Raw genomic sequence first — 12,472 nt, forward strand, 5'->3', positions numbered from 1 at the left:
CGGGGGTACGGGTCAGTGGCATGGCGATGCCCTCAGGCTTCCGCGCTCCGCACCAGCGCCGCCTCGATCAACGCGATGGTGCCCCGGACACCGTAAAGTGCTATGAACCCCCCAAAACGCGGGCCTTCACTCTGCCCCAGCAGAACCTCGTAGAGACAGGTGAACCAGCTTCTCAGCGGCTCGAATTCATGACGCTTGCCGATCTCGAACACCAGATTCTGCAACACATCGGCGGAAACCTCTTCGCCCTCATAAATCTTGAGGGCTTCCGCCAGATCGGCAAGCGCCGCGTGTTCCTGCTCACTGGGCAGGCGGTAGCTCTTCGAAGGCCGGACAAAATCGGCGTAGAACACGATGGCGCGCTCAACCAGCGTGGCCAGCATCGGATGCGTCTCGGGAGAGACGTTCGCGTCATAGCGCCTGATAAAACCCCACATCACGTCCGGCGTCTCGGCGTTGGCGACACTGGCGAGATTCAGCAGCATGGCAAAGGACAGCGGGCTACCCGCATGATCCGGAATGTGACCGGCATGCAGGAACCAGGCAGGGTTGGCATAGAGCGCCAGACGATCAGCGTCCTGCGCCTCGCTCGCCGGACCTTCGGCAACGCTTTTCTGCAGGGTGGAAGCTTTCTCCACATGGGAGAGATATTCATCGGCCGCCTTGGGGATCACGTCGAAAAACAGACGCTTCGCCCTCTGCGGCTGGTTGAACATATACTGACCAAGGCTCTCGGGCGGCGCGTAACGCAGCCACTCCTCAACCGACAGGCCGTTGCCCTTCGACTTGGAAATCTTCTGACCGTGTTCGTCGAGAAACAGCTCGTAGGTCAGGCCGGCAGGAGCCGCAGCTCCCAGAACGCGGCAGATACGACCGGACAGACGCACGCTGTCGATCAGATCCTTGCCTGACATTTCATAATCGACGCCGAGCGCGTACCAGCGCATGGCCCAGTCGGCCTTCCACTGCATCTTGGCCGCGCCGCCGGTCACGAGCGTTTCGAAGCGCTCGCCATTCTCGTCGGTCCAGAAGACGGTGCCTGCCGCCGGATCGACCCTGTCGATATGGACCTGCATGACATTGCCGGTCTTCGGGTGGATGGGCAGGACCGGTGAATAGGTCGCGCGGCGTTCCTCGCCCAGCGTCGGCAGGATCACGGCGCAGACCTCGTCATGCACTTCCAGCATCCGCTTCAGCGCAGCGTCGAAGCGGCCGGACGTGTAGTATTCGGTCGAGGAAGCGAACTCGTAATCGAACCCGAATCCGTCCAGAAAGGATCGTAGGCGGGCATTGTTGTGGGCCGCGAAGGAGTCGTGCGTGCCGAACGGGTCCGGCACACGGGTCAGCGGCTTGCCGATGAACTCCGCCAGCATCTCGCGGTTCGGCACATTGTCCGGAACCTTGCGGAGCGCGTCCATGTCATCGGAAAACGCAAGCAGACGAGAAGGCTTTCCCGTCAGCGCCGTATAGGCCTGACGCACCCAGCTTGTGCGGGCCACTTCGCCGAACGTGCCGATATGCGGCAGACCGGAGGGACCATAGCCCGTCTCGAACAGCGCCGGACGGTCACCGCCTCTGGCCGTGACATGGTCGGCGATTTTCTGCGCCTCCTGAAAGGGCCAGGCTTTGGGAACGGCCCCGTTCGGCAGGAGGGAATGGCCAGCAGGATTTACGTTTTGGTCAGACATGGGCGGGAAGCTATGAAGAGAGCGGCTTCCGGTCAATTCAAATCACGCAGGCGCGACCCACAGTGACACTGTCACATTGTCTCACCCTGCGTTATGAAAGGGGCATATTTCGTTTTTTTACCAAATGAAGAACGCACCTTTCATGCCTTTTTCCGGTCCTGCCCGCCCCCTTCTGCTCTCTTTCGCCCTGTCGGTCTCAGCCTGCTCGGCAGCCCTGTGCTCATCAGGCATGCCCGCCTATGCAGACTCCGCGCCGGCACCCATGCCGCAAGTGACCACCGACGCCCACGGCGTACCGGGCAGCTTCGCCGACCTCGCGGACCGCCTGCTCCCTGCCGTGGTCAACGTCTCGACCACCCAGACCATGAAGGGCGATTCGGACGACGAGGACGAAGAAGGCGAGGAAGGCCCGCAGATTCCCGAATTTCCGCGAGGCTCGCCGTTCGAGAAGTTTTTCCACGACTTCATGAATCGCCAGAACACGCCCAACGGGCCGCCGCGCAAGATGCAGGCGCTCGGTTCCGGCTTCATCATCGACCCGTCAGGCTATGTGGTGACGAACAACCACGTCATCCGCAAGGCCGACCGCGTCACCGTCACGCTACAGGACAACACCGTCCTGCCCGCGAAGGTAATCGGTCATGACGACCGCACCGACCTCGCGCTGCTGAAGGTCGCGTCGCCCCATCCGCTGCCCTTCGTGTCGTTCGGCGACAGCGACACCGCCCGCGTCGGCAACTGGGTGCTGGCCATCGGCAATCCGTTCGGCCTGTCCGGCACGGTGACGGCGGGCATCGTCTCCTCGCGCGGCCGCAATATCGAGCAGGGGCCGTATGACAATTTCATCCAGACCGACGCTCCCATCAACAAGGGCAATTCCGGCGGCCCGCTCTTTGACATGCACGGCGCGGTCATCGGCGTGAACACGGCCATCTATTCTCCTTCCGGCGGCTCGGTCGGGATCGGCTTCTCCATCCCGTCCAACGAGGCGCGCGGCATCATCGAGCAGCTTCGCAGGACCGGCCACGTCTCGCGCGGCTGGATCGGCGTGCGGATTCAGGATGTCACGCAGGAAATCGCCGACGGTCTCGGCCTGAAACCGGCGCGTGGCGCTCTTATCGCGGGTGTGGACGCCCAGGGACCGGCGGCGAAGGCGAAGCTTGAGACAGGCGACGTCATTCAGGCCCTGAACGGCAAACCGATTGAAGGTCATGCCCTGCCCCGCCTGATTGCCGATCTTCCCGTCAATTCCCAGGCCACGCTCTCCGTCTGGCGTCATGGCAAGATGCAGGATCTCTCCGTGGCCATCGGCGCGCTCCCCGAGCCGAAAGAAGCCGCCCATCCGGATCACCCTGAGAAACCCGGAAACCATTCATCGGACAAATCCGTCGATTTCAGTGGGTTTGGTCTGAAAATCTCCGGCCTGACGGATACGAACCGCAAGAAATATCACCTTGCGGATGATCAGAAAGGCGTGGTGATCACTGGCGTCACGGAAGGAGGCGCTGCGGCTGAACGGGGCCTCAAAGAAGGTGACGTCATCACCGAAGTGCAGCAGGTTGCGGTAAATTCGGTGGCCGATCTACGCAAGGGGATCGATACGGCTCAGAAGGAACAGCGCCATTCCGTTCTTCTGCTGGTGCATGACATGGACGGGCTGCGCTGGGTGCCCTTCCCGCTGGACGGTGCACACTGAGCCGGTGAAAGCTGGCTGTCGTCAGGTGGGGAATATGTCGTTTCTCGTCTGCCGCCCTTCCGGTCAGGATGTTTGGTGCGTATGATCCGACATCTTTCATGCGCCCGGCGTTATCCATCCGGCAATTTCTGTCAACGCGACTGAGGATTTCACATTGTGACTGAACTACGCCTGACGCTGAGGGTGGATGTGGATGGTCATCCCGCACTCGGACACGGCAAGATCCGTCTTCTGGAACATCTGGAAGAAACCGGTTCGATTTCAGCCGCCGGACGGGCGATGGGCATGTCCTATCGCCGGGCATGGCTGCTGATCGACGCTCTGAACAAGCAGTTCACCGCCCCGCTGGTCGCCACCAAGCCGGGCGGGGGCGGGGGCGCCCATCTCACTGAGGCAGGACAGACCGTCGTCCGCTGCTATCGCGCAGCGGAAAAAGAGGCGGCCAACGGGGCAAAAGCGCCTCTGGAAGAGCTTGCAGCTCTGGTCTGTCGCCCTCAAAAAGCCTCACCTTCGTGACAATCGAAACAGACTGGTACAATAGCTGGCAGACCATACAGTTCTGTCTCTAAAAACCGGGAGAACAAGAAGCGTGTCATCCTCCGTCTTCCGCCGCGACCTGCTTCGTGCAGGCAGTGGTGTCGCATTGGCCGCCCTGACGACAGACTTCCTCCGCAAACCGGCCCATGCCGCTGATGCTCCTCCTGCACCAGCCGCTCCCACACCGTTCGACAACAGCACTGTTACACAGATCGCCCGTCAACTTGCGTCCAGGTCTTACAGCGCGCCGGAACAGTCTCTCCCGAAGCCTCTGACGAACCTGACCTTCGATCAGTTCCGTTCCATCGAGTTCCAGCCCGACCAGGCGCTCTGGCACAACGAGAATCTGGCCTTCGACGTCGAATTCTTTCCGCGCGGCTTCCTCTATCCGCAGCGCATCGAGATGCATGAAGTCGTGGATGGAAAATCCGCGCCTGTCCCCTACAGCCCCGACATGTTCCGCTACGGCGATCCGATGCTGCGGGTGACCGACAATCTCGGCTTCGCCGGGCTGCGCCTGCGCTACGCCATCAACACGCCCGGCGTGATGGAAGAATGCGCGGTGTTCCTCGGGGCCTCCTATTTCCGGGCCGTCGCGAAAGGTCAGAATTATGGCCTCTCCGCGCGCGGTTTCGCGGACGGCACAGGCGACCCCAAAGGCGAGGAATTCGCCCTTTTCCGCGCCTTCTGGCTTGAAAAGCCGCAGTCCGGCGTGGACTCTGTCGTCATCCACGCGCTGCTGGACAGCCCGTCAGTGACCGGCGCCTTCCGCTTCACCATCCGCCCCGGCGAGACCACCATCTTCGATGTGCAGTCCACCTTCTTCCCACGCGTGAAGATCGAGCAGTCCGGCGTCGCCGCCCTCACCGGCATGTTCTATTTCGACACCAATGACCGCACCCATGTCGATGACTGGCGTCCCGCCGCGCACGACAGCGAGGCGCTGCAGATCTGGACCGGTTCCGACCAGCAACTCTACCGGCCGCTGCGCAATCCGCTGGATCTCCAGTTCTCGGCCTTCAGCGACATCTCCCCACGCGGTTTCGGTCTGATGCAGCGCCGCCGCTCCTTCCACGACTTCGAGGATCTCGCTCTCAATTACGAGAAGCGTCCGTCCCTGTGGATCGAACCGATCGGCGACTGGGGCGCCGGGTTTGTCGATCTGGTCGAGATTCCCACCCCCAACGAGGTCAACGACAACATCGTCTCCTTCTGGCGGCCAAAAGAGCCGATGCTGGCCGGGCATGAATATGCCTATACCTATCGCATGTACTGGGGCTGGGACGAGCCGTTTCCGACCGAGCTTGCCCGGATCGGCGCCACGCGGGTCGGCGCTGTGACCGACCACAAGGAAGCCCGGTTCTTCGCCATCGACTTCACCGGCGGTCCGGTCGCCAACACCAGGCCTGATGCGAAATTCCATCTTATTCCGCACACATCCGCGGGAACGATCAAGAATGTGGTTGTCGAACCCAACCCGAATATCAACGGCTGGCGCACCACGTTCGAATTCTATCCCGGCGATGCAAAGCTCGCTGAAATGAATGTCGTTCTCGCCAATGATCAGGGACCTGTCTCAGAACAGTGGGTGTACCGTTGGACGCCATGACCGACGCACCCGGCGTTGTCGCCGCCGTCAGGTTCCATGCGCTTCCTCCCGAAGCGCCCCTGTCGATGGAGACGCAGGACCTCCATGCGGCGCCCGACCTGCATGGCCGCGAGCGCGTCTCTCCGACCGAGCCTCCGCTGGTCTCGCTCCGACGGCTGGCCGTTATCGGGTCAGCCCTCGCCCTGACGGCCTATGGCGCCTATCAGACCCATCTCGTGCTCGACGCCAACGGCTTTTCCGTGCTTGGCGTCATCATGGAGGTGCTGTTCGTCCTGCTCTTCACATGGATTGCACTGGCCTTCACCTCCTCGGTCGCGGGCTTCTGGTCCCTCCTGACAAAAGGTGGCCTTGGTCTCGGCATTCATGCGGATGGACCGCTGCCGGCGCTGAACACCCGCGTTGCGCTGCTGATGCCGACCTACAATGAAGATCCGCACCGCGTGATGGCTGGCCTCCGCGCCATTTACGCCAGCTTGCAGGAAACGGGCCGGGAGGATGCGTTCGACATCTTCATCCTCTCCGACACCACCAACCCGGATGTGTGGGTGACCGAAGAAGCCGCCTTCCTCGCCCTGCGCCGGGACACGGGCGATGACAGACACATCTTCTACCGCCGCCGCGCCAAGAACATCGAGCGCAAGGCGGGCAATGTTGGCGAGTGGGTGCGTCGCTTCGGCGGGGCCTATCCGCTGATGGTCACATTGGACGCGGACTCCGTCATGGACGGGCGCACACTGGTCCAGATCGCCGCCGCGATGGAGCGCAATCCGCAGGTCGGCCTGATCCAGACCCTGCCGATCATCGCCGGAGGCACAACCCTGTTCGCCCGGATGCAGCAGTTCGCCGGACGGGTTTATGGCCCGCTGATCGCGCATGGCATCGCCTGGTGGCACGGCGCGGCCAGTAACTACTGGGGCCACAACGCCGTCATCCGCACGGCGGCCTTCGCGGAGCAGGCCGGTCTGCCGCATCTGCCGGGCCGCAAGCCGTTCGGTGGTCACATCCTCAGCCATGACTTCGTGGAAGCCGCCCTCATGCGGCGCGGTGGCTGGGCCATTCACATGGTCCCCGCCCTTCTCGGTTCTTATGAAGAAAGCCCGCCGTCACTTACTGACGTGGCGATCCGCGATCGTCGCTGGTGTCAGGGCAACCTCCAGCACTACAAGGTCATCCCGACAAAAGGACTGCACTGGCTGAGCCGGATGCATATGATGATCGGCATTGGGGCCTATGTAACGTCCCCGCTGTGGCTGATCTTCCTGCTTGTCGGTATCCTGATCTCGCTTCAGGCGCACTTTGTCCGTCCGGAATATTTCGGCGACACCAAGACGCTGTATCCGCACTGGCCGCAGGTCGATCCGGTGCGCGCGAAATACGTGTTCATCGCCACGATGGCCATTCTGCTGGCGCCCAAGCTGTTCGCCTACATCGCCCTGTTCTTTAACAGAACCACGTTGAAGGGCTGCGGCGGCGCGATCCGCACGGCGCTCTCCATTCTGGTGGAGACGCTGATCGGCGGCCTGATCGCCCCGATCGCCATGCTGATCCAGACAGGCGGCGTGATATCCATTCTCAGCGGACAGGATTCCGGCTGGAACGCGCAGCGTCGTGACGATGGCGGTGTGCCGTTCAGTGTCATTGTCGCAGGTTACTGGCGCTATACCGTGTTCGGCCTGATTCTCGGCACGGCGGCATGGGCGGTCTCCATCTCCCTGTTCCTCTGGATGACACCGGTACTTCTGGGTCTGGTCCTTTCCATCCCGCTCGCGGCCCTCACCGCCAGCCGTGATGTCGGACAGGCCCTGCGCCGGCTGGGACTCCTTCTGGTTCCGGAAGAAACCCAGACGCCGGACGTGCTGCTGAAGGCGGCGGCCGCCATGCAACTCCCCGCCCTCGACTGTCCAGAGAGCGCCATGGCGGCGCTGTGTTCCGATCCGGCCCTGCTGGCGGCGCATCGGGCCATGCTGCCTCCGTCCCGCAAGGCGGGCGATCCGATTGACGCTGAGCGACTTGTCGGGTTGCTGAAACTGCAGGAAGCGCGCTCACTGGCCGAGGCGGAAACGACGCTTACCTCCAGGGAAAAAGCAGCGGCTCTGGGCGACGCCACCGGTCTGGACCGGCTGATGACGCTGCCTCGCTGAAGAGGTTCCTCTAAAGGGGTAACTCTGCTGCCTGTCCATTCCCAGTCGGGCACCCACAGGCGGCAGGCTCCCGTGGACAATCATCCACGATTCATGACCGACCGGAGCATCGGCATTTCTCAACAAACAGATTTCTGAAAACACATATTCATAAAACGAGTGAAAGAGTCGGCTTTCACTTGCAGCCACCACATTGAAATCATGGACATTTCCGCCAGAATCAGACTGAAATCTCAGATGAGAATGCAATTCATTTCTTGTATCACATTGAAAAATAAAGGATTTTTCTTGCAAATCGACAAAACTCAGGTGTAAAGCCATCTTCATATCCAACAACACCACAGACATGAGGCACCCATGGCCATCAAAGACCCGAAGGTTATCGAACACCTGAACATCCAGCTCACCAACGAGCTGACCGCCATCAACCAGTATTTCCTGCACGCCCGCACGCTGAACCACTGGGGCGTCACCCTGCTGGGCAAGAAGGAATATGAAGAGTCCATCGAGGAAATGCGCCACGCCGACTGGCTGATCGAGCGCATCCTGTATCTTGGCGGCCTGCCGAACGTGCAGCGTTACAACACCATCCTCATCGGCCAGAGCGTCAAGGAAATCCTTGAATGCGACCTGAAGCTTGAAGAGAAGGCTCTTGATGATCTGCGCGAAGGCATCGCTTACTGCGAGAGCGTCCGCGACTACGTCTCCCGTGACCTGCTGCTGAAAATCCTCGATAACGAGGAAGAGCATGAAGACTTCATCGATCGCCAGTTCGATCTGATCAAGCAGGTTGGCATCGAGAACTACATCCAGCTCAACTCGGCCCCCGCCAACGAGGGCTGAGAGCAGCTCTCAGAACCTTATCCGGCCTTGCCTCATCCGTTATTATCCAGCGGTGACGCGACCGGACAGCATTATGACAGGCCGGGAAGAGCTTTCTTCCCGGCCTGTCGTTTTTTCAGACACCCGCCGGAAGGTCGTGCCTGCGCTCCATGACCGGCCAGAGCACCTGCCCAGCCGTCATGTCATTGTTCCGCCAGCGGGAGAGCGTCACCAGAGACGCGGCCGCCACCGGTCTGCCTGCTTCCGCGACAGGATGCGATGACCGCACAGGCTGGGGTTTTCCGGGTTGCGCCTGTCCGTCACACGTCACGTCATCCCTTACACAGGCCCTGCTCAGCAGCCAGAATCCCGCCGACGCCAGACATGCGCCAAGCTGCACCATCGCCGTGGCGAAGGATGTCACGACATGATGCTGGGGAAACACCCTTTTCAGGACAGCCTTCATGCCGCGCTCATCCCCTTTCTGGGCGAGGGCAGCGGCATCAAGCAGATTCATTTCCGTCAGACTGACCGAACCGCACTCCCTCATGCGCACGTCCAGCGGATTCATGCCAAAACCCGAGCACCGATCCAGGGCCTGTCGGAATGCAGAACCCAGCGCCTCCAGATCCTGCCGGAAGAACATGTCACCCCATCCCCCCGTTCCAAGGCGGCAGCATGGACGTCCGGGGCCTGCGAGATACCTCAGCATCCATACAGCTACCCGTTCGTCACCGGAAAGTTCAGTCAGAGTATCGGAAGTCGCGTTCATGGCACCTTCGGACCCGGGAGGTCCGCCTCCTGTCTTGCTGAATCCTTCTTAATTGAGAACCATTCTTAATTGCAACTAAAAACCGCGCGGTTTCCTTTAAAATCTGCATGCGCACGCCCGGCCAGACATCCTGAAAAGCCAGCGGACCTCAACAGAAATTTCTTTTTTCAGAAAAAATCATGCCGAAACAGCGTCATAGAACCTCATCCCAATAGAGGAGAGCCTCGTAAAGCCGGACGTTTGCAAGGACGCTTACCGTGACTTTCCCTCAAACCCCACAAAGCGGTGAAGTCCTTTTGACACCAACCTGTTGAAATAAACGGGTGGAAGGATCTGTGATCCCTTCCGGATGCAAGGCAGAACTCCGCGCCTTCTCCGCTATGTAAAAAAACCTGACCGCCCAAAACAACGTTCCGGCCTTTCATCGTGACGGTCGCCAGACAAAGAACAGCTAACGGTCGTCTTCTCTGGCCAGAGGCAGATTCGGCGCCCCATGCCGTCCGGGCCGCATGACCCAGAGCCGGTCTCCACTCCATTGCCGGTCAGAGAGGGTTTGCACGCCCGAATCCGTCAGCCGGACCGCCACCGCCCCTTCCCGCCACACTGCGAACCGGTCAATGGTCGGCACGTCGCGGCAGGATGATCGCGCCGGGGAAACCGTCACGAACAGATCCATTCCCTGACAGACCTCCCGAGGCAGAAGGGTCTGACCATCCGTCGTGTCTTCCACGCGAAGCAGGACAGAATGTTTCCCGCGCTGGAGAACGCAGACGCCTGCCGCTCCGTCCTCGCCACAGGTGAGATCGCCGCTCGCCGTCTCGCCGTGCATCGGCAGGCTGACAACCGGTCGCGCGAACGCCTGCTCCAGCGCCCGCCGCTCGAACCAGGCGTCACGGGACTGGCCGCTCACCAGCAACTGTTTTCCCTCCCTCACCGCCACAAGGCCCCCATCCGGCGTGATGACCACATCAGGTAAGGAATGAAAAAAAGGCGTCATGAACCCGATAAGCATCGGAACAGTTCCAATGAGTCGCCACTTCCGGCTCCACAGACACAGCCAGCAGAGTCCGAACAGAAACAGCGCCAGCCCCCAGCCGGGTGTCATCGGCACAGCGATCCGTGCGGCAGGCCACCGGGCGACAGTGCTTGCGAGCCAGATGATGCCGTCCACTCCCCACCCCATGACATCCAGCGCCGGGTGTTCGAGGTGCAACGGCATCAGCAGAACGGCGAGGAGTCCCGCAGGCATCACCCATAGCGCCGTCATCGGCACGGCAATCAGATTGGCCACGACAAAGAACGGCTGGATCTCGCCAAAATGCGCCATGGAGACCGGCAGGGTCGCTGTCCCCGCCAGCAGACTGGTCAGGGCGAGCGTCGTGACATGCACGAGAAAGCGGCGGCCCACCGTTCCCTCGCCATGCAGCCGCCGAAGTGGAGCCCGCAGCACTTCGTAGCCCGCGATCAGCGCCATCACCGCCGCGAAGGACATCTGAAACGGAACGCCCAGAATGACGGCGGGACCGGTCAGAAGAAGAACGGCGGCGGCGACCGCCAGCCCGCGCATGGAAGCGGCATTGCGTCCCGTGACGAGCGCCAGCACGACCAGACAGGCCATGATCAGACTGCGCATGGCGGGCAGATGCATCCCCGTCATCACCACATAGATGACGCCGCCGAACAGACCGCAGACAACCGCAATTTCCTTGCATGGCCAGCGGAGAGCCGTCCATTCAATGAAAGCGAGACCGTATCGCACGGCGGTGACGACAAGTCCCATGACAATGCCCAGATGCAGCCCTGCGACGGCCAGCAGATGCGACAGGCCGGACACGGAGAACGCTTCCCGGTCTTTCGCGGCGATGGCCCCGGACAGACCGACCAGAAGCGTCGAAGCGATCGCACCGTCCGATCCGGGCAACACCACGGCGATACGGGCTGCTATTTTTTCACGCACACGCTCCAGAGTGGTCGCCGCTGAAACCTGACCACTCCCGTCGATCCGGGCTGCCACACCGAGCGCCCGCCCGGTGCCTGCTTCCTTCCCGAACCAGGCTTCGCGCTGTAAATCGCGTGCGCCCGGCATGACAGGGAAAGGCGGCGCTTCCAGCAGCGCCCTGATCCGCAGTTCATTTCCGGGGCCAAACAGCAGTGAATCGTCATCGCGCAGTCTGAGTCGCAGGGTCCGCTTCAGCGGAGACATGCCTTCATCGAGCCATGTCTCGAAACGCACACCGGACAGGGTGACCCGTCGGCCACCCGGCGTGCCCTCGTTACGGGCGGGCAGCATATCCACCGCCTGAACATGACCTGTGAGAATGACGGCGCGCCGCGGCAGTTCCGGCATGGGAGGGGCGCGATGGCTCTCGCTCCATGCCGCCAGAAAACCAAGGCTGACACACAGAATCGCACAACCGGACACGCGCCCGCCAAGACGATGCCAGCCGAATATGAGGAGAGGAGCAGAAAGAAAGCCCCCTCCCAGAGCCCACCAGACCACGGGCTCCGTCAGAGGCTGGAAATAGGCGAGAACGCCCAGCGCCATGAAAACTGGCAGCCAGAGCGGCAGTCTGTGGCGTTCCGTGAGAAGCAGCGTCTGAAAGCGGATCAGCACGCCCTTCACCGCCTCGTCACTCCTGAAACAAAAAAGCCCATGCTCTATGTGCAGGCTTTTACGCTGATCGCCAAGATGCGTCGCTCGGCAGAATTACCTGCTGGAGTAACCAGTTGTCAGCACGGGCAGAAACGTACGGACAGGATCAGGGTTTGATGCGACGGCCCTCGGACGCGCCGAAAAAGACGTAGTGCGCAAACAGATCCTCGGAATATCCCTCAAGGTCAGGGTTGGCAGCGAGGTAGGCCTTGCAATCAAATGCCGCGTTGGGTTTACGGCCTTCACGGAAGCCGTTCATCTGGTAATGTGTCGCAGGATCAATGCCTGCTTCAGCCACGTCGGGATATGTTTCCAGATACCACGTCGCATCGAAATACAGAGCTTCCGGAACGGGGGAAGTCCTGGTTCTCTCAACCGGAGCCGGAGTCTGGGTCTGGGCTTCAACTTCCGAGAGCAGATCTTCCTTGCTGGCGCGGGGTTTTTTCGATGCTGCCGTTCTGCTCGAAGATGTCGCTGACTTTGCTGCCGAGGGACGTGTCCTGTCTGCTTTTGCTGCCTTCATCACACTGGCTCGTGCCACGAATTTCTCTCCT

The 12,472-nt window shown here is 61.2% G+C and carries 9 protein-coding genes; 5 read left to right on the forward strand and 4 right to left on the reverse strand.

The genetic code is table 11. The features are described 5' to 3' along the window. Positions 1–32: 32 nt before the first annotated feature. Positions 33–1,688, reverse strand: coding sequence for a lysine--tRNA ligase (locus A0U92_RS14115; RefSeq protein WP_077813747.1), 1,656 nt, complete (start codon positions 1,686–1,688; stop codon positions 33–35). A 142-nt stretch (positions 1,689–1,830) separates the two neighbouring features. Between A0U92_RS14115 and A0U92_RS14120 the strand changes: the two genes are divergently transcribed. The 5 genes from A0U92_RS14120 to bfr all read left to right on the forward strand — a co-directional run bounded on the left by A0U92_RS14120 (position 1,831) and on the right by bfr (position 8,514). Further along, positions 1,831–3,384: a DegQ family serine endoprotease gene (locus A0U92_RS14120; protein WP_077814483.1), complete on the forward strand. Its 1,554-nt coding sequence runs from the start codon at positions 1,831–1,833 to the stop codon at positions 3,382–3,384. Between the two features lie 153 nt (positions 3,385–3,537). Beyond that, positions 3,538–3,900, forward strand: coding sequence for a winged helix-turn-helix domain-containing protein (locus A0U92_RS14125; RefSeq protein WP_187668962.1), 363 nt, complete (start codon positions 3,538–3,540; stop codon positions 3,898–3,900). Between the two features lie 73 nt (positions 3,901–3,973). After that, positions 3,974–5,530 (forward strand): OpgD/OpgG family glucan biosynthesis protein, encoded by a 1,557-nt coding sequence (locus tag A0U92_RS14130; RefSeq protein WP_077813749.1) that lies wholly within the window; start codon positions 3,974–3,976, stop codon positions 5,528–5,530. Beyond that, a complete protein-coding gene (gene mdoH, locus A0U92_RS14135) occupies positions 5,527–7,671 on the forward strand; it encodes a glucans biosynthesis glucosyltransferase MdoH (RefSeq protein WP_077813750.1) in 2,145 nt (714 codons plus the stop codon). The genes A0U92_RS14130 and mdoH overlap by 4 nt, the downstream gene beginning before the upstream one ends. 357 nt (positions 7,672–8,028) lie before the next feature. Next, positions 8,029–8,514, forward strand: coding sequence for a bacterioferritin (gene bfr / locus A0U92_RS14140; protein ID WP_077813751.1), 486 nt, complete (start codon positions 8,029–8,031; stop codon positions 8,512–8,514). Between the two features lie 115 nt (positions 8,515–8,629). Here the strand turns inward: bfr and A0U92_RS14145 are convergent, their stop codons facing one another. From A0U92_RS14145 to A0U92_RS14155, 3 genes are all read right to left on the reverse strand, one after another. Continuing rightward, a complete protein-coding gene (locus tag A0U92_RS14145; RefSeq protein WP_077813752.1) occupies positions 8,630–9,265 on the reverse strand; it encodes a hypothetical protein in 636 nt (211 codons plus the stop codon). A 451-nt stretch (positions 9,266–9,716) separates the two neighbouring features. Then, the gene (locus tag A0U92_RS14150; protein WP_077813753.1) at positions 9,717–11,888 is read right to left on the reverse strand and encodes a ComEC/Rec2 family competence protein; all 2,172 of its coding nucleotides are present in this window, start codon (positions 11,886–11,888) and stop codon (positions 9,717–9,719) included. Positions 11,889–12,024: 136 nt separating this feature from the next. Continuing rightward, positions 12,025–12,459, reverse strand: coding sequence for a hypothetical protein (locus A0U92_RS14155; protein ID WP_236748160.1), 435 nt, complete (start codon positions 12,457–12,459; stop codon positions 12,025–12,027). Positions 12,460–12,472 lie beyond the last annotated feature (13 nt).

Source organism: Acetobacter aceti, assembly GCF_002005445.1.
Lineage (GTDB): Bacteria > Pseudomonadota > Alphaproteobacteria > Acetobacterales > Acetobacteraceae > Acetobacter > Acetobacter aceti_B.

Coding starts and splice junctions, on each gene's coding strand:
- A0U92_RS14115 (WP_077813747.1), bottom strand. CDS start 1,688: ATGTCTGACCAAAACGTAAATCCTGCTGGCCATTCCCTCCTGCCGAAC.
- A0U92_RS14120 (WP_077814483.1), top strand. CDS start 1,831: ATGCCTTTTTCCGGTCCTGCCCGCCCCCTTCTGCTCTCTTTCGCCCTG.
- mdoH (WP_077813750.1), top strand. CDS start 5,527: ATGACCGACGCACCCGGCGTTGTCGCCGCCGTCAGGTTCCATGCGCTT.
- bfr (WP_077813751.1), top strand. CDS start 8,029: ATGGCCATCAAAGACCCGAAGGTTATCGAACACCTGAACATCCAGCTC.
- A0U92_RS14145 (WP_077813752.1), bottom strand. CDS start 9,265: ATGAACGCGACTTCCGATACTCTGACTGAACTTTCCGGTGACGAACGG.